Source organism: Gelidimonas denitrificans (assembly GCF_055694065.1).
The window spans coordinates 2,025,517-2,043,776 of sequence record NZ_CM146350.1; the positions used below are offsets into that span (position 1 = coordinate 2,025,517).

General features: G+C 47.9%; 11 protein-coding genes. 8 read left to right on the top strand and 3 right to left on the bottom strand.

Translation table 11 applies throughout. From position 1 onward, the window contains the following. Window positions 1-348, bottom strand: coding sequence for a DUF167 domain-containing protein (locus FKCLFG_RS09480; protein ID WP_472612848.1), 348 nt, complete (start codon window positions 346-348; stop codon window positions 1-3). Window positions 349-750: 402 nt separating this feature from the next. On the opposite strand from FKCLFG_RS09480, the gene FKCLFG_RS09485 reads away from it, so the two are divergent. Further along, on the top strand, window positions 751-1,968 hold the full coding sequence (locus tag FKCLFG_RS09485) for a tyrosine-type recombinase/integrase (protein ID WP_472612849.1): 1,218 nt from the start codon (window positions 751-753) through the stop codon (window positions 1,966-1,968). A gap of 428 nt (window positions 1,969-2,396) precedes the next feature. Here the strand turns inward: FKCLFG_RS09485 and FKCLFG_RS09490 are convergent, their stop codons facing one another. Then, complete coding sequence (locus FKCLFG_RS09490) at window positions 2,397-3,413, bottom strand: Arm DNA-binding domain-containing protein (protein ID WP_472612850.1); 1,017 nt, start codon at window positions 3,411-3,413, stop codon at window positions 2,397-2,399. Between the two features lie 1,220 nt (window positions 3,414-4,633). Here FKCLFG_RS09490 and FKCLFG_RS09495 point away from each other — a divergent pair. The 4 genes from FKCLFG_RS09495 (at window position 4,634) to FKCLFG_RS09510 (ending at window position 8,532) form a co-directional block, all read left to right on the top strand. Further along, on the top strand, window positions 4,634-4,822 hold the full coding sequence (locus FKCLFG_RS09495; protein ID WP_472612851.1) for a helix-turn-helix transcriptional regulator: 189 nt from the start codon (window positions 4,634-4,636) through the stop codon (window positions 4,820-4,822). Between the two features lie 478 nt (window positions 4,823-5,300). After that, window positions 5,301-5,957, top strand: a complete 657-nt coding sequence (locus FKCLFG_RS09500; RefSeq protein WP_472612852.1) for an inovirus Gp2 family protein — start codon at window positions 5,301-5,303, stop codon at window positions 5,955-5,957. 355 nt (window positions 5,958-6,312) lie between these two features. Then, entirely contained in the window at window positions 6,313-6,582 is a 270-nt protein-coding gene (locus FKCLFG_RS09505; protein ID WP_472612853.1) for a phospholipase D-like domain-containing protein, read from the top strand. A 240-nt stretch (window positions 6,583-6,822) separates the two neighbouring features. Beyond that, entirely contained in the window at window positions 6,823-8,532 is a 1,710-nt protein-coding gene (locus FKCLFG_RS09510; RefSeq protein ID WP_472612854.1) for an RNA-binding domain-containing protein, read from the top strand. Window positions 8,533-8,887: 355 nt separating this feature from the next. Here the strand turns inward: FKCLFG_RS09510 and FKCLFG_RS09515 are convergent, their stop codons facing one another. After that, window positions 8,888-9,097: an HNH endonuclease gene (locus tag FKCLFG_RS09515; protein ID WP_472615832.1), complete on the bottom strand. Its 210-nt coding sequence runs from the start codon at window positions 9,095-9,097 to the stop codon at window positions 8,888-8,890. Window positions 9,098-9,297: 200 nt separating this feature from the next. Between FKCLFG_RS09515 and FKCLFG_RS09520 the strand changes: the two genes are divergently transcribed. Genes FKCLFG_RS09520 through FKCLFG_RS09530 form a run of 3 tightly spaced genes read left to right on the top strand, consistent with a single transcriptional unit; the run spans window position 9,298 to window position 18,254 of the window. Beyond that, on the top strand, window positions 9,298-10,176 hold the full coding sequence (locus tag FKCLFG_RS09520) for a helix-turn-helix transcriptional regulator (protein WP_472615833.1): 879 nt from the start codon (window positions 9,298-9,300) through the stop codon (window positions 10,174-10,176). Window positions 10,177-10,191: 15 nt separating this feature from the next. Next, window positions 10,192-15,489, top strand: a complete 5,298-nt coding sequence (locus tag FKCLFG_RS09525) for a DEAD/DEAH box helicase (protein ID WP_472612855.1) — start codon at window positions 10,192-10,194, stop codon at window positions 15,487-15,489. After that, entirely contained in the window at window positions 15,486-18,254 is a 2,769-nt protein-coding gene (locus FKCLFG_RS09530) for a helicase-related protein (protein ID WP_472612856.1), read from the top strand. The genes FKCLFG_RS09525 and FKCLFG_RS09530 overlap by 4 nt, the downstream gene beginning before the upstream one ends. Window positions 18,255-18,260 lie beyond the last annotated feature (6 nt).

Genomic DNA, 18,260 nt, shown 5'->3' on the forward strand with positions numbered 1-18,260 from the left:
TCAGCATAATTCCTGCTGTCCAATTACCCCAGGCAACCGCTTGGGTCCCTTGATGCGCAATTGTTTATTCACATTCATGCGGCCAAAAACGACCTCGATATCCGAAGGTGACACGCCAAACTCTTCCGCCAGAAAGCGCACCATATAATCAGTCGCCTTGCCGGCGCGGGGTGCTGCCGTGACGCTGATGTTGATCTGCTTTCCTTTGATCTTGCCAATGGCATCTTGTTTTGCGCTTGGCTTGCCAAGGATGTTGAGCACCAGCGTATCGCCATCCCACGCAAAAGCGCAATCCCGAGCCGATGTGTTTGTTCTGGCGGTTTCTGTACTATCTTTGTAACGTTTCATTGCTGCAATTATCACTATCGAATGTGAGTACGCAAGGTTACGTACAAATGAGGAATCTGATTGGGCAACGCATGGCAGCAAAGTCTATGACGTGTTGAGCGCCGCCAACAAGAATATGTGCGACATCGAACTGAATGATGTGCAAGTCGGCAGGGTAAAGTGCGGTATTTTTTGTGCGGGTTGAACTGTGGGGTTTTGGTACTAAACCCCTTGAAGCCGCATGTATATTAGTGTTCTGGCGGAAGCGGTGTCCGCTTAATAGCAATCCAATACCGTCCAGAAACATCCATTTACCCCATATAAAACAATAAGTTACGTCATCACATCGTCCAAAGCCGTCCTTTACCATTCGCTAAAATCCAGCTATCATTTGATAGTCATTTTGATAGTTAGAAAGATCGCATGGGACGCCAACAACAAAGACTCTCTGCATTACAAGTCAGCAAGCTCACCAAGCCGGGATTATACGGCGATGGTGGAGGCTTGACGCTGCAAGTTACCCCTACTGGTGCAAAATCTTGGCTATTTCGCTATATGGTCGCTGGAAAATCTTACGGGATGGGCTTGGGTCCTACGCATACAGTCAACTTGTCGGATGCAAGGCAGCAGGCGTTGGCTGCACGCAAATTACTGCTCTCTGGCATTAACCCTCTGACGGCCAAGAAGCAAGACAAAATCGCTGCCGCATTGGCTAGCGCCAAAATGATGACTTTTGACCAGTGCGCAGAATCGTATATTCTCGCTCACAAAGCGAGTTGGAAAAATGCCAAACATGCCGATCAATGGACAAACACTCTCAACACGTACGCCAGTCCGGTATTCGGACATTTGCCCGTTTCCGAGATCGACACTGGTTTGGTCGTGAAGTGCCTCGCCCCCATTTGGGAGAAAAAAACCGAAACTGCTAGCCGATTACGTGGCCGCATTGAGTCAGTTCTGGGATGGGCAGCCACAAGCGGCTACCGCACTGGTGAGAATCCAGCACGGTGGAAAGGTCACTTGGAAAACTTGCTTGCAACAATCAGCAAGGCAAGTCGAACGAAACATCACCCTTCCCTGCCCTGGCAGCGCATCGGCGCATTTATCTCGGCACTCAGAGCACGTGATGGTGTATCCGCCCGCGCTGTTGAATTTACTATCCTGACTGCTTGCCGATCTGGCGAGGTGCGAGGTGCTCGATGGTCTGAGTTCAATATTGAAAGCAGGATCTGGACGATACCCGCAGAACGCATGAAAGCCAAACGTGAACATGAGGTTCCTTTGAGCGATGCTGCGTTAGCCTTATTGAAGGCGATGTCCACCAATGGCGATATCGTCTTCGCCGGAACAAAGGCGCAGCAGTTATCGGATATGTCGTTGACGGCAGTGATTCGAAGGATGAATGGCGACGACCAGCCGACCTGGGTTGATGCAAATGGCGAAGGCATAACCATTCATGGTTTCCGAAGCAGTTTTCGAATGTGGGCAGCCGAGACAACCAATTATCCGCGTGAGGTTGCCGAACACGCCTTGGCGCATCAACTGCCAGATGCCGTCGAGCGAGCGTATCAGCGCGGGTCTCAATTTGCCAAACGTGATGCATTGATGACCGAGTGGTCTGCGTATTGCGAAAAAGTATAAAGCGACGCGACAGTCAAACCAATTCGAGGTACAGCATAAGACATGTGTTGAAGGCAATCATGCAGTCAATGGATAATCCTGACGATTGCAAGACTATTGAAAAAATTCTAAAGAGAATTTCAAAAACATGGCTCACTGAAAGTAATCTTCTACTGTGCGCCTTCGTACATGATGATGGCGAAGTTTCCGAAAGCGACTCAAGCAATACGTATTTCGATTTAACTAGCCAAGCTTCTTGATGATGAATGCGGTAATCACCAGGAATTTACCGGAAATCGAGTTATGTAGCTGCTCGAAATCCATGAAGGTTCGGTAAAAAATCTATAGATAAAAAAAATTTCGGTGAGACTTTAAAATTACCTGCCTACTTTGGCACGAATACTACCAGCATTATAAATCGATAGCTGTTCTAGGTATTCCGATAAAATTTAACCAAACACCGGCTGTAATTCATTAGCCCACCAATCAGCAAGAGCATGCATTTGTAGCGTGTAACTTCGAAAGCCATCACTAGTATCGTCTCCAAAGTTATTTACCGTCATTGCCTCAATGAATTCCGGCCGAAAGTAACTATGCTTATTTGCCATTTCAATGAAAAAATACCTGAACCCATCTGAATCAAGATGATAATCCGGCCAAGCCATTTTTATCGCATTAGCTATTTCTTTGTCACGTTTTAATTTTGACATTTTGTGCAGTTTTGGAAATATCAGAAGTGAGACATTTCCATTGATGTGCGCCTGAGATTCTTTTAAACTTTGCAATATCATAGTCGATTTACGCGATAAATATGCCACTTCAGGTTTTGTCCATTTATTATTGTTTGGATTTTCTTCACTAGGCTTGATTGTCAATTGATAAGAATATGTCCATTTCATCAAATATTGATTAAAGTCAAACCAATAAACATCAAATAAATGACTTGGGCTTGATGGAATAAGCAATTGTATTGAGATAGCGCAAAAAACTTCATCGGATATAATTTCTTTAAGTTTTGACAAGTTAATGAGAAACTGTTTGGCATCGGATATATTTTTAAATTTGGAAAATTTTGGTATTTTTTTGTCGATCTTTGCATGTACACCCGCCAACTGATCTAACTCATCAATATCGTTTGTACTTAATGAATTGATTGATCTTATTTCAATCTTTGGTCTTTTCAATTTTTCATTAAAGGCCGTTTCGCTATTTGCCTTTCGAGCATTAATTACCTTGGTTCGATATTCTTCAGCCACTACCCGTGCTTGGGCAAGGTTAATATCAGGATACTTCCCAATTTGGTGCATTGAGTCGCGCCCATTCAAGGATATACGGTACTGGAAGTATTTGTATCCCTTTTTATCATGGTGCATGTATAAGCCACCGCCGAAATTTAGCCTGGATGTTCTCAATGGATCGGCATTAATAATGTCTTCTTCAATTGCGTACGTTTTTATTTTCAGCACCACAAGCCCCCTCTTTTTTTACATTTGATTATCCCTACACACCCCACATAACTATCGCAACTAATACCGTTGTCGTAGGTGCTTAGTAGTTTCCCAGCAATCTGAACAACTCGCTGATCTTTGAGCAACGCATTGATTTCCTTAATCGCAATTTACACTGTGTTGCTCCAGCGCATAGGCAAGTCTTATTTCCATGCGTCTTGTTGCTTTACTTTAAATAACAAATAAGTTATTAAATACAAATTTAATAATATTAAATTATTTGTTAGTAAATATTGACATTTATATATTGTCATTTATATAATGACATATAAATAATATTTTTATAATTTTAGTTCACTAAAAAATACGAAGTTTACTCCAATTTTTTTTATTTTTTACATTTTACAATGACGTTTTTTACCTAAATTTTACCCATATTAGCCCTGTTCAAATTCTTTACGTATTCATAGCGGTGCATGGGCTTTTTTAGTCATTTTCATCGTGCAACTCTCAAACTTGATGCACTGCACTGCGCCACCTTTTTTCCTTTATGATGCACCATCTCGTTGTGCACGATCCTTTGCCACACGCGAAGTCCGACCTCCTCATCACCGAACTGGAGAAAAGGGAGGTCGAAGTGGCCGGTAAGATCGATGGGCGAAATAGTGGTAACCGCAAGCGCGTTCCAGAATAATCGGACGGCGATGCCCGTACCAGGATTTACTTGGAGGTAAGTGACGCGCATATTGTGCACATTAACCAGGTCAACTCATGAGTGAGTTGCTCACTTGGGGCTCCACTAGCACGCACAAACCAATTCAAAGATAATGAATGGCAAACTTCCGCTTGTCTCCAATATTGAGGATCTGGCACCGACCGAGGTCGGTCAACGCTACAAATCGCTTCCGATATTGAGCATTGTTTCCGCATTCTAAAATCTGGCATATAGATTTGCCCGATCTATTGCCACCAGCCTGATCTCATCGCACACACACTACGAATTGCTACACCGCGCCATTCCTGTATCGCGTCATGCGCACCCTACGCGGCGACTTTATCGCCGAAGCGCGCCTTATTGAAACTACGCTGTAATTAACTACTCATCCACTTTGCGAGTGGTGCTCGCCAATTTGAATTTGGTTGGCATTGCCGTTTATCAAAATAGGTACGTAAACGAATCAAATGGGAGAAAAAATATTGGCACGACCAATTGTTTGAAAAAACAAATGGAGCCGTTCATGAAAATCATTCGTCTAAACCAGGTCATAAACTCAACAGGACTTGGAAGGTCATCAATTTACAAATACATTGCCGATGGAAAATTTCCTATACCTTTGCAATTAACCGAACGCTGTGTAGGTTGGTTGGAAAGCGAAATTCAGCAATGGATTCAAACTCGTATAGAAGCTCGAGATTTGAAGAAATAGAAAAATAAAACGATATTAATTTTCTAGAGTGACTGACATGCTTAAAATTAAAGTATATCGGTCTCTTTTTAAACATATTCGATTAATACCAACCGCAATAATTTTCGGTATTGGTATTATGCATTATTAGCATGATTTATATGGAAGACTATACCAACAGGAAAAGGAAATACTAGAAGTTTGAATTGATAGTTTTAGCATAGAGTAGTATCAAAAATTTTAAGCAAGGAGTAGTGAGTCATGATGATAACGAACGACACCACCAGCCTACGAAGACACACCAACAGAGTGTCGGACTCTCATTAGTTAGATCACTCGTCCAGCACGCTTTACGTGCAGCACTGACTATCACACTGCAAGCAAGCAGGCAGACATCTTGAATGCTTAATTGTGTTGGTTATTGGTACGCGGTGAAGTAATTTCAAGAAAAAAATACTCACGGTGCATAAGGTATGAACCTAACCACCGGAGTATCCAAATGATTCGTCACGCTATTAACCAGAACCTCACACTTCACTACGAAGATACTTATCAAGGATTTCCAATCCAATTTGATAAAGGCCCATTCATTCGTGAATATCTAAATCGACTTCATCAAACAATATCTTGCGCCCTCATCCAATATCGACGGGTATTTGTATTCAGGTTTGACCTTCGGCTTCCAACAGGACAGAGCCCTCACAACGTCTCTAATGGAAGCGAGATCATTGATCGCTTCATCGGATCATTTAAGGCAAAGATCAAGCACAATCGTCAAATGGCGTTACGAGAAAACAAGAATGCACATGACAGTGTCGTGCGATATGTATGGGCCAGAGAGGTCGGTCAGCATGGACGCCCTCATTACCATCTAGCCATCTTTCTGAATTGTGATGCATTTTGCTCACTGGGCGTATTTTCCTCAGGAAGAGATAATATGTTCAACCGGCTCCAAGACGCTTGGGCCAGCGCTCTAGGTCTGCCACTCGAAGCTATAGTGGGCTTGCTAGAGATACCGGCTAAGCCCTACTACAATTTACATCGTGACGACAATGAAAGCATCGCTCCATTTTTCTACCGAGCGAGTTACCTTTGCAAAGCGGCCACCAAAGTGTTTGGGGATGGCTGTCATGGTTTTGGTGCAAGCAGAGCCTAGTCATGGTCTTCCATTTTTATCAATAAAATTTGAACGCCACGAGATTATCTTTAGGCTCTGGACTGACTGGCCAATTTGATAGTTTTTCTGCGAGAAGGTGTACCGTATCACTTGACGCTGTCCTAGTGATACGGTGTGCTGTTCACCTGTTCTCCTTGTCTAATTTCCGGTGTTTTTGGTGGATCCTTGGTTCCCCATTTCCGTTGCAGGCGGCGACTTGCACCGTGATAACATTCCGCACCTAGAATAAGCGCTTGAGGCACCGGACTCGCATTGATGTTGCTAGCCAAGAAATCGGGTATTCCCGCGACGAAAACGACAGAAATCTGAATAATTTGGAGGTGGGGCAAAACTCATGAAGCTTGTTAGCAACGCCGGAACAGATCGTATTGTGGAGTTGGTGCGTCCATGGTTGAAACCTGACCATCAGTTGGATGTTGTTTCACCTTCTTTGTCACTGTTCGCGTTTGCTGAAGTTATTGCCGATATGCTACATCTCACATATACGAGATTGGTTATGCTGTTTTCACTGCAAAGGGATGCTGAAGTCCGTATTCATGATCATCTAGGCTTGCTCGGCGCCACGGCCGACCGAGCCGCTCGCAATAAGCTGCAAGGCCCATGATTTGCATACCGCTACTTTATCGCGGCACTGCGCCTGCTTCCAACCGCGATGATCAGCCAGCGCATCCCAAACAAGATGCTCGTGGAGAATGGGTCGCCAACCGCAACCGACAGAAAACTGCTCCAAATAGCAAAAAAAGCCAAGTACCTGAAAGCGATCTTTGCAGAGAGCACGCTGTTAACGGTTCCCAGTGGCCGATCTGTGGAGCATTTCGTCAAAAAAATTCTATGGAGTCAGTAGATGAATCAACAATCCTTATTGAAGACCTTGGACAATTTGCGCGGTTTGCCGCGCGAAGCTACGACAGTGGAATTCAAGTCTAATCTCGACCAAGCTGAAGAAATTGGTCAGTATTTGTCGGCACTCGCGAATTCAGCAGCGCTCGAAGGCCGTGATCGAGCTTGGATAGTGTGGGGTGTAGAGGATGGCACACACGAAGTGAAAGGAACGAGCTTCAATCCGTTCACGCGCACGGTGGGCGGCAATCAAAAATTGATCATGTGGTTGCAGCAAATGACTTCGCCACGAGCGGACTTTAGTTTTCATGAATGCAGTCATCCGCAAGGCAATGTCGTATTGCTTGAAATTCATCCTGCACGCAGCGCACCAATTGCATTTCAGCACACACGCTACATTCGTATTGATAGCCACAAAACCAAATTATCAGAGCATCCCGACAAGGAAGCGCGGCTTTGGGCGATGCTGGGCCATAAGGAGGATTGGTCGGGTGAGTTGGTAGCGGGCGCAACAGTGAATGACCTTGATCCAGAAGCTGTAGATGCTGCTCGCAAGCGATTTACCGAGTACCTGATCAAGAGTGAGCCTGATACAGCACGCCATGAACAGATTCGCCGTGACGCGGCAAATTGGGACGTGCCGACACTTTTGAACAAGGCACGCATTACCAAACAAGGATTTATCACGCGTTCAGCACTCCTACTTTTGGGGCGAGATGAGGCGGCGCATTTTCTCTCGCCCGCAGATGTCAAGATCACCTGGATTTTGCGAGACGATAAAAATGGGACGGGACCGTCTCAGCATTTTGGCATTCCTTTATTTCTGTCCACCCAGAAAGTGTTTAGCCGTATTCGCAATGAGATGACAGAGTACATGCCAGATGGAACGCTGTTTCCAACTCCTGTGCCGTGGTATGACGCTTGGGTGATTCGCGAGGCATTGCACAACTGCGTTGCACACCAGGACTATCAACTTGGTGGCAAGATCAATGTGGTTGAGCACCCTGACAAAGTAGTGTTCAGTAATCTCGGCCAGTTTATTCCGCTTAGTGTTGAGTGGATGTTGATAAACCAATCGCCACCTGAGCATTACCGCAATCAGTGGTTAATTGACGGGATGATTCGGCTGCGCATGATTGACCAGGTTGGCAGTGGTATTCGGCGCATGTTTGAGGTACAACGCGCCCGTTTTTTTCCACTACCAGATTACACGTTTGGCGCTACCGAGCAAGGATACCCACGTGTTGAGGCAACCATCACCCGCCAAGTGTTGGACGTCAACTACACGCAGACCTTGATGAAGCGCCCTGATCTGACTTTATTTCAAGTAATGTTGTTGGATAAGCTGCAGAAGCGCCGCCCCTTGACCAAGGAGGACGTACATGAACTCAAATCGCTGAAGCTGATTGAAGGACGCTCGCCAAACTATTTTATCTCTGCCAAGGTGGCTGATTGGACGGAGCAAAAGGCACGATACATCCACAACCGGGGATTGGATGACAGCCATTATCAAAAATTGATTTTGGAATATCTGCAGAAATACCACCAAGCGACACGGCAGGAACTGGATGACCTGATTTTGTCCAAACTGCCCGATGTACTGGATCAAGAACAGAAACTCAACAAAATACGCAATTTACTTCAGGCAATGCGCCGTGATGCACTGATCGAACGCACAGGACCCAAGACGGCCCCGATCTGGAAGTTATGTTAGAAAAATAGCTTTGCTAATGATGTGAAAATTAGCAAAGCTTAGTAAAGCTTAGTAAAGCTTAGTAAAGAAATTATCTCTAAGTTATTGATTATTATTATTAATAAATATTTCTATTTTTAAAAATTGAATAGAAAAAGCAACCAATGTTGCACATCTTTAATGAACATGCGTTATAGGCCACGGCCTTTGATCTAAATGCTATTTCGGCATTTGTGGCCACAATAACAAGCAATTTGGCTGCTAATTTTGAAAAAATATACAAGACTTTAGATGGACGTCAGTTCAAGAAATTCGTCAGTAACGCTGGAGCAGATCGTGTTGTTGAGTTGGTGCATCCGAGGCTAAAGCCTAACCATCAATTGGATGTCGTTTCATCCTCCTTATTGATGGGTAAGTGATCAATGTGAGGCGCGAGAAGCAATTCATTGCAACCATAAAGTATTTCCCCATCTGTTGAAATACTCCACGGTTTAATATGGCTGGCCAGTAAATGCCGTCGATCACTGATACCTGTAACCCTGCAACACTTTTCATTCAGCATCACATTAGCTTTGAAAATTCCCATCCACGCCACAATCCATTTTTCAAGATTATCGCCGTCAGCGGCCAGCCCACAACGCAAGCAGTCAATGCGGAATCAATTGCTTCGAGAAACTTTTCAATGTAACATCTAATCAATTTGATTATATGGTGCGTCAAAAATGTGCAATAAGCTGCGCAAATTTCATCTTTCTACCTTACGCCATGAATGAGGTACAACAGCAAGTGCATCCTCAACGTGTCGGAAGCCTGAGCCAGGCTCAGCGTGAAAGACTAACTTATCTTGAGTTCCGTCTGTATTTCATAGGGGAGATTGGCCGTCCAGATCTTTCTGCCCGTTTTGGCGTCGCGCCAGCTGGCGCTACCCGTGACATCGCAATGTATCGGGAGTTGGCCCCGCAAAACATCGACTTTGACAACAGCAGCAAAACCTACCGTATCAGTAGCGAGTTTGCAACGGTTTTTGAACACTCCCCACAGCGGGTCTTGTCGGCGCTCTCGCTAGGATTTGGCGATGGCGTGGATGGTGAGCCAAGATCGCTACTTCCATGTGAGTTCCCCGCTACCTTGAATTGTCCTCGGATGGACGTGCTGGCACCAATTTGCCGGGCCATACATGCCCGGCGTCCAGTGACAATCCGCTATCACTCTATGAGCAGTGGTGAGTCTGAACGAATCATCGTGCCGTTCGCGCTGGTTGATTCTGGCCTGCGCTGGCACGTCCGGGCGTTTGATCGTAAGTCCGGAGAGTTTCGTGATTTCGTCATTACGCGCATTCAGAATCCGACCATTCTCGATGAAGAGTCTACGGCGCACGAGCGTATGGATGCCGATATCCAGTGGACGCGAATAGTGGAGTTGGACCTAGTGCCACATCCAAGCCTCAGTCGTCCGGAGATAGTGCAGATGGACTACGCGATGCATGATGGGTCACTTCGAATTCGCGTTCGAGCGGCAGTGGCTGGATACATGTTGCTGCGCTGGGGTGTGGATGCGTCACAAGATCACAGCCTTCGTGGCTACGAATACCGACTCTGGCTTAAAGATCATCTAGCGCTATATGGCGTGAAGAGTGCAGTCTTGGCCCCTGGCTACTCTCTTTAACAGAATGGCGAAGAAATGAAAAATGTATTTGATTTCCGGAACGAGTTAGTTGCTGATTACAGTTCGTTTTCAAGAAGCTTCACGACAATTTCCGCGCCCGACATTGATGCGGAAGTTCAGAGACAATATAACGCTGGGCGTTATTGGCCTGAGCCGCTCATTCAGATTAATCCCAATTATCAACGCAGGAGCACTGTACAGGAACTGGCTAGTCAAGGCATTTTGCACAAACACTGCGCGGAAATTTTTCAAGTCGGTAAGCTTGAGGGAAATCCACAGCCATTGCATTTGTATACGCATCAACTCGAAGGAATCGCCAAAGCACAGGCTCGTCAAAGCTATGTAGTTACTACGGGCACTGGCTCCGGGAAGTCGCTTGCGTTTTTTGTTCCCGTTATCGATCGAATTCTGAAGGCAAAAGATGAGGGGGGGGGGGCAAAGACTCGCGCGATCGTGATTTATCCGATGAACGCGTTGGCCAATAGCCAGCTCGAGGAATTGAATAAATTTCTGCATGGCTACTCTCCTGATGCTCAGCCGTTCACCGTGGCGCGCTATACCGGCCAAGAATCGAAGTCTGAACGCGAAGCGATTGCAAAAAATCCACCTGATATTTTGTTAACCAACTTCATGATGTTGGAGTTGATCCTTACGCGCTTTGAAGAAACTGATCGACAAGTAGTTGCGCACTGTAAAGGGCTTGAATTTCTTATTCTGGACGAATTGCATACATATCGAGGCCGGCAAGGTGCTGATGTGGCTTTGCTTGTTCGGCGACTGCGAGAGAAACTCGAGGCTGAGCAGCTGGTATGTATTGGAACATCCGCGACAATGTCTAGTACGGGATCGGTTGAAGATAGAAATAAAACGGTTGCGGACGTATCGACAAAATTATTTGGTGCGAAACCAGCGATAACCTCCCATGAGGTAATCGGTGAGACGTTGGAGCGTGTAACCGACAGTACCAAAGATGTTTCCGCCATCCGCCGGTTTTTGCCAACGGCAGTAACAAAAAACGCATTTGAGTGGAACGATTTTGAAGATTTCAAGCGCGACCCACTGGCTATCTGGGTCGAATTAAACTTGGGCATTGAGTTGCCGGCTAATGAAAAACCAAGAAGGGCAAAGCCGATAACCCTTTCAGATGCATCAAAAAGGCTAGCGGATGATGCGAATTGTTCTGAAGAAGTGGCCAAGCAAGGTCTGCAGAAATTTTTGGTTGCTGCTCAAAACAGCATGGTCACACCAGAAGGCCGTCCACCATTCGCATTCAAACTACATCAATTTATTAGTGGTCCAGGCAAGGTCCACGCTACCCTAGAACCTGAAGGGGTCCGACATATCACTCTGGACGCGCAACGATTCGCTCCAGGTAGGCAGACCGAAGCAGTGCTCCTATATCCCGCTCATTTTTGCAGAGAGTGCGGACAAGAGTATCACCCAGTATGGCGGGAAGAAAAGGCCGGGACTCGATTTAATCCGCGCGAGATTGATGATGTCAGTGCAGATGACAATGAAGATGCCAAATTTGGGTTCCTATGCGCACTTCGTGATGGACAGACCTACCAAGGGCAACTAGAAGATCTACCTGAAAGCTGGCTAGATCTAAGTAAGGCAGAGCCAAAAGTAAAGCGCGACTATAAACATTCAGTGCCTACTGCAACGCAAGTTGATCCCCAAGGCAGCGAAGGTCGCGGTGCGCGCTATTGGTACATTCCAGGCAAATTCAAATTTTGTCTTTGTTGCGGATTTACTCATGAAGCACACGGCAAAGACATGAACAGGCTCTCCAGCCTATCTGGCGAGGGCCGATCCTCAGCCACGACCATGCTTACACTTAGTGCGCTACGACAGCTGTTTGCTCAGACGGACATTCCAGACGGTTTACCCGATCCGAGAAAATTACTTGGATTTACTGACAACCGCCAAGATGCTGCATTGCAAGCGGGGCACTTCAATGACTTCGTATTTCTGCTCACATTACGAGCAGGCTTGGTCGCAGCCTTGCAGAACAATGCAGGCGTTCTCACTGAAGAGCACCTAACAGATGCCGTATTTAAGTCGCTTGGCTTTGATCGTATCGATCCTGCAGTGCTTTCAGAATATCTGCGAACCCCTAAGCTAATGGGCCTTGCAAGGCAAGAAGCGCAAAGAACGTTGAGATTTGTTCTGGGCTATCGATTGTTGAGAGACTTACGAAGAGGGTGGCGATTCAATAATCCGAATCTTGATCAACTTAATTTATTAAACATCGATTACAGAGGGTTGCAGGAATTTTGTGCCGACGGTCAAGTGTTCGGTCACGAAGGAACGCTCCTGTCCAAGCTTGGATCGAGTAATCGCGAAGCATTTTGCCGTCTAGTTTTTGATGAAATGCGCCGCTCCTTGTGCTTAGAGAGCCGCTATCTAGACCCCGTCGAGCAAGACAAAGCTCGTAACAGTGCGCATAGTTACTTGAACGAGCGATGGGCATTTGCACCGGACGAAATTATGTCCACCGCAAAATATTTGGTACTCGGCAAAAGGCCCGAGTATAGAGGTAAGCCGCGAACAGATTTGGTGAGTGGTGGCCCGCGTTCCAGATTGCTCAGACTTTTAAAAAGGGCAGAGTTTTGGAAGCGGACTTTATTTGCTGGGCAAGTAAGCAATTGGAAAGAGCAAGAACTGGTTGAAGCTGTTGAAGCATTGCTTCAGGCTGCAGCGAACTATGGCTACGTACACAAGCAAGCGGTTGAGCCTACCCTTTTGGGGTGGCGGCTCAATGCCGCTGCGTTGGATTGGAGCTTGCCACAAGGGGAATACAACAATCCTCAAAAACCCAACGCATTCTTTCGGCAGCTTTATCTTACGATTGCCGAGATACTAAAATTGCCTGGACATCCCTTGTTTGACTTTGAAGCACACGAGCATACTGCACAGGTTGATTCCGCAAGACGCCAGTTACTAGAACAGCGCTTTAGATACACTGAAAAAGATCGTAAGGACTGGGCCGATAATGCGGCCCACGACGCACCATTGGATCGCCTCCCGGTGATGTTCTGTTCACCGACAATGGAATTAGGCGTCGATATTTCGGCACTCAATACGGTATATCTGCGCAACGTGCCGCCGACACCAGCCAACTATGCTCAACGCAGCGGCCGAGCCGGGCGTTCCGGGCAGCAGGCATTGGTCATTACTTACTGCGCGGCCTTGAGTCCTCATGACCAATGGTTTTTCCATCATGCAAATGAGATGGTTCATGGTGTAGTGCGTGCGCCAACGCTTGATCTTGCAAATCGTGATTTGGTCGAAAGTCATTTGCACGCGGTGTGGCTAGCCAGTGCCGAGATTGCGCTGGAAAACAGTATATCCCCACTTATTGATCTCGAATTACCAGGAAAACCTGTTAACGCCAATCTTCATGCCAAGCTCGCTGATGAAAATGTCCTAGCGCGCGCAAGGTACTCGGCGGCTCGTGTTGTAAATCAGCTGTCTGATGATCTCATCGGCGTGAAATGGTTTAGCAGCGATTACGTGGATCAGGTAATCAACAATTCACCCTACGCTTTTGCCGCCGCATTAGAACGCTGGCGCTCTCTATTTGACGCCACACGCAAGCAAATGGACATGGCTGATGGTATCGTCAAGAGCCATACCGCATCGCATAGTGAACGAGAAAATGCGCGTCGCCGATACGGTGATGCTGCACGCCAGTATGCGGTTCTACTCAAAACCGGCAATACACAAAACTCCGATTTCTATACCTACCGTTACCTCGCAAGTCAGGGGTTTTTACCAGGATATAACTTCCCGCGTTTACCGCTAATGGCTTGGATTCCGGCGGGTGGTAGCGCAAACGGGAGTGGTAAGGATGATGAGGGTAGTATGGTCAGTCGCCCACGTTTCCTGGCGCTGTCCGAGTTCGGTCCGCGTTCCCTCATCTATCATCAGGGCCGCATGTACCGTGTTGTGCGTGCCAAACTGAATGTCGGTTCTGCCGATCATGTTTCAGGCAGTGGGCAACTGGGAACTATAACCGCACGGATCTGTAGCCAGTGTGGTTATGGACACTTAGGGGATGACGCAGGCGCTGAACCGTTAGCCAATTGTTGTGAAAATTGTGGTGCGCTTCTGACGCAGCACGACTGGGTAAATCAGCTTTATCGGATTGAAACCGTCGAGACCGTGCCAGTTGAGCGGATATCGATTAACGACGAAGAGCGCCAGCGACAAGGTTTTGAACTACAAACCACCTACCGATTCTTACCTTCGCCGGATGGCACTATCCAAAAACATGAAGCTCATGTCTTACAAGGGGAGGACACGCTTGCGTCACTCACTTATTCGCCAGCTGCACGCTTATGGCGAATTAATCGGGGCTGGCGTCGGCGTAAGGACAAAGAACAATTAGGGTTTTATATCAACCCAATCACCGGAACTTGGAGTAAGCGAGATAGTCCCGATGAGGAAAAAACGACCGATGCTCCGGATGAAGCTTTGCTCGACAAAGTGCTGAATCAACGCATTGTCCCGTTTGTGGAAGACCATCGAAATGTCTTGATTTTGGCTCCGGTCTATCCGCTTTCGATCGAGGCGATGGCAACTCTACAGGCGGCGCTCAAGCGGGGCATCGAGCAAACATTTCAGATTGAAGAGTCCGAACTGGTTGCTGAGGCCCTGCCCACCGCTGACAATCGTCAGGTGCTGATGTTTTATGAAGCCGCAGAAGGTGGGGCTGGTGTATTGACACGGTTAGCGAACGAAAAGAGAAGCTTGGCGTTGGTTGCCGCTGCCGCTTTGCGGGTAATGCACTTTGCCACGCCTTCAGACGCATGGTCTGTTGAATCGTTGGTAAAGTTGGAAGAAAAAAGACCTGATGGCACCAGCATCTGCGAGGCCGGTTGTTACCAGTGCCTTCTCTCGTACTTTAATCAACCGGATCATGACAATATTGATCGTCGTAATTCCGACGCATTGAGTCTTTTAGTCGCGCTCGCGAACGCGAACGTTTTACCCAAGCTTTCCGTGTCTTCAGGCCAAACACAAGAAAACGTGGCTTCTTCCACGGTGGCCTGGCTAGCTGCACTTGAGTCATTGCAGCTACAGCGACCTGATTCAACGGACGTACCGGTTAATCAAGGTGCTGCAGTTGCGGCTGCGCAGTTCAAGGCCGCGCGAGCTCTGGTCTTCTTGAATCCTGTCACGAATGCGCTCAAGGCACAGTTAGAGGACAAAGGCTGGCGGATATTGGATTTTTCCAATCTGTCAAAATGGTCGGTTTTGTTCGAGGAGTATGCCGACGTGTTCGGCAAAAAAGAGATAAATAAATGAACATACCAATGCACAGCTTCACACCAGGCAACCTGATTAGGGCCCGTGGCCGTGAATGGGTCGTACAACCTGACTCCCAACCCAACTGGCTGCGTTTGCGCCCGCTGGGTGGAGCCGATGATGATGTGATCGCACTCATTCCCGAGTTGGAGTTTCAAGCCATTGAATCAGCAACGTTTCCTTGGCCAAATGCGGAACATCCCGGCAACCATTCCGGTGCGTTGCTGCTGCGTGATGCCTTGCGCCTCAAACTGCGTGCCGGTGGCGGTCCGTTTCGCTCTTTTGGCAATATCGCGGTTGAACCGCGCGCCTATCAGCTAGTGCCTCTACTTATGGCACTGCGCTTGACCACCGTTCGCCTGCTGATCGCCGATGACGTAGGAATTGGTAAGACCATCGAAGCAGGCCTTATAGCGCGTGAATTGATGGATAGGGGGGAAATCACGCGTTTTGCTGTGTTATGCCCGCCTCATTTGGTTGAACAATGGCAAAGTGAACTTGAAGACCGCTTTAACTTGCAAGCGGTCGCGTTGACTGCTGCTAGCGCTAGCCGAATCGAGCGCGACTTGCCACATGGTGTCAGCTTGTTTGATCATTATCCTTGCGTTGTGGTCAGTCTCGATTACATCAAGAGTGAGCGTCACCGCGAACATTTTCTTGCGATTGCGCCTGAATGCATCATCGTGGACGAAGCCCATACTTGCGCTTCCAGCGGTCAGGGCAAGCAACTGCGGTTTGAATTGCTAAAGCGCTTGGTCGCCGATGAAGAGCGTCATCTTTTAATGCTCACAGCAACACCGCACTCGGGCGATGAAACCGCCTTTTATAATTTGCTGTCATTGCTTAACCCTTCATTTGCGGCACTACAAAGTCGGACGTCTGCAAATGACCCCGTACGTCAAGAGCTAGCGCGACATTTTGTACAGCGCCGCCGTAAAGACATCGAAGAATGGCAAGACACACGCGGCTTCCCTAAACGGATGAAAACCGAAATCACCTACGAACTTAATGGCGTGTGGGGCCAATTTTTCGACGAAGTACAAGCCTACTGCCGCGAGCTAGCCGAATCAGTAGAACAAACACAAGCCGGTAGCGCACGCTTAATTTGGTACGCCACACTTGCTTTACTGCGCTGCGTCGCATCTTCCCCAGCGGCGGCGGTCAAAGCACTAAATACACGGCTGGAAGGTACACTGGATATCGAAAATTGCCTCGCCGATGAACGCCTTTATGATGGCCAATCGGATGATCTGGGGGGTAATGATTTGGAGCCACCCGCGCAATTACAAGACGCCAGTCACTTGCAACATTTGATCACTATCGCCGAGCAATTGTGTGGGCGAGCTGGCGACCCTAAATTAGCCACGCTCATTACCCACATTCAAGTCCTGCTCAAAGACGGATTTCATCCGGTGGTTTTCTGTCGCTACGTCGCTACCGCGCACTATGTTGCTGAACAACTGCGCAAGCACTTCCCCAAAGCCACCATTGAATCAGTTACCGGCGAGCTACCGCCAGAGGCGCGACTGGAGCGTGTCGAAACCATGTCTGAGGCAGACCAGCGCGTACTGGTGGCCACTGATTGTTTGTCTGAAGGCGTCAACCTTCAGCATCTATTCACCGCTGTGGTTCACTATGACCTTGCATGGAACCCCACTCGCCACGAGCAACGCGAAGGCCGGGTCGATCGCTTCGGCCAGCAAGCCGAGCAAGTCCGATGCACCATGCTCTACGGGCAAGACAACCCGGTTGATGGCTTTGTGCTTAATGTCATCCTGCGCAAAGGCGAGGCCATCCAAAAAGAACTGGGTGTCTTGGTGCCCATGCCAGAAAACGAGCAGCGCATCAATCAAGCGCTGGTCAAAGCCGCGCTGATGAAACGCAACGACCGTAAAGCCGCTTTGCAGGACAGTTTCGATTTTGGCGAGGCAGAGCAAATACTCAAACCTCTGCAAGCTGAGTGGACTGATGCACTGGAAAAAACCAAAGCCAATCGCACGGTGTTTGCTCAACGTCGTATCCGGCCAGAGGAAGTGATGCCCGAATGGCAAAAACAGCAAAACGCGCTTGGCACACAAGCCGACGTGCAGCGCTTTGTGCAAACCGCGTGCGCGCGTCTGAATGCCCCACTAGAAATCGGCAAGCGCAACACCTTCCGGTTATTGCCGCAGCACTTGCCAGAAGGGCTTCGCCTGCGTATGGCAGATGAAGGTATCGAAAAAACGCTGACCATCGATTTTAGCCAACTTCACCGCAGCCACCCAGTCGTCACGCTTCTGGCGGATCATCTATTGGAGGAAGCTCTATTAGGTGACAAACCCATCGCCGCGCGGTGTGCCGCCACCGTGACCGATAGCGTCGATGTCGTCACCACCGTGTACCTGTTGCGCCTGCGTCATCAACTCAGCTACGTGCGCCGCCGTCAACCCTATCAGCTTATGGCGGAAGAAACAGTCACGCTCGCCGTGCGTGGCCGCACCCAGCCGGAATGGCTGAGTGACGAAACAACCAGCACGCTCTTGGCCTGCCAACCCACTGGCAATTTGCCCAACGACTTGATCCAGCGTGAAATCCGCACTGCACTCGATTTTTTGCAAGCCCATCCTCAACGAATCGAAGCGTTGGCGCAGCAAAGGGCAGAAGTCTTGTTGGCCGACCACCAACGGGTGCGCGAAGCTGCGCGCGATGTCGGTCAATACAACGTCACCCCATGTTTGCCGGTTGATGTGATTGGCGTGTATGTCTTACTACCAGATGCGCTTTAAGGGCTG

Coding starts and splice junctions, on each gene's coding strand:
- FKCLFG_RS09480 (WP_472612848.1), bottom strand. CDS start 348: ATGAAACGTTACAAAGATAGTACAGAAACCGCCAGAACAAACACATCG.
- FKCLFG_RS09485 (WP_472612849.1), top strand. CDS start 751: ATGGGACGCCAACAACAAAGACTCTCTGCATTACAAGTCAGCAAGCTC.
- FKCLFG_RS09505 (WP_472612853.1), top strand. CDS start 6,313: ATGAAGCTTGTTAGCAACGCCGGAACAGATCGTATTGTGGAGTTGGTG.
- FKCLFG_RS09530 (WP_472612856.1), top strand. CDS start 15,486: ATGAACATACCAATGCACAGCTTCACACCAGGCAACCTGATTAGGGCC.
- FKCLFG_RS09495 (WP_472612851.1), top strand. CDS start 4,634: ATGAAAATCATTCGTCTAAACCAGGTCATAAACTCAACAGGACTTGGA.
- FKCLFG_RS09515 (WP_472615832.1), bottom strand. CDS start 9,097: ATGGGAATTTTCAAAGCTAATGTGATGCTGAATGAAAAGTGTTGCAGG.
- FKCLFG_RS09510 (WP_472612854.1), top strand. CDS start 6,823: ATGAATCAACAATCCTTATTGAAGACCTTGGACAATTTGCGCGGTTTG.
- FKCLFG_RS09500 (WP_472612852.1), top strand. CDS start 5,301: ATGATTCGTCACGCTATTAACCAGAACCTCACACTTCACTACGAAGAT.
- FKCLFG_RS09525 (WP_472612855.1), top strand. CDS start 10,192: ATGAAAAATGTATTTGATTTCCGGAACGAGTTAGTTGCTGATTACAGT.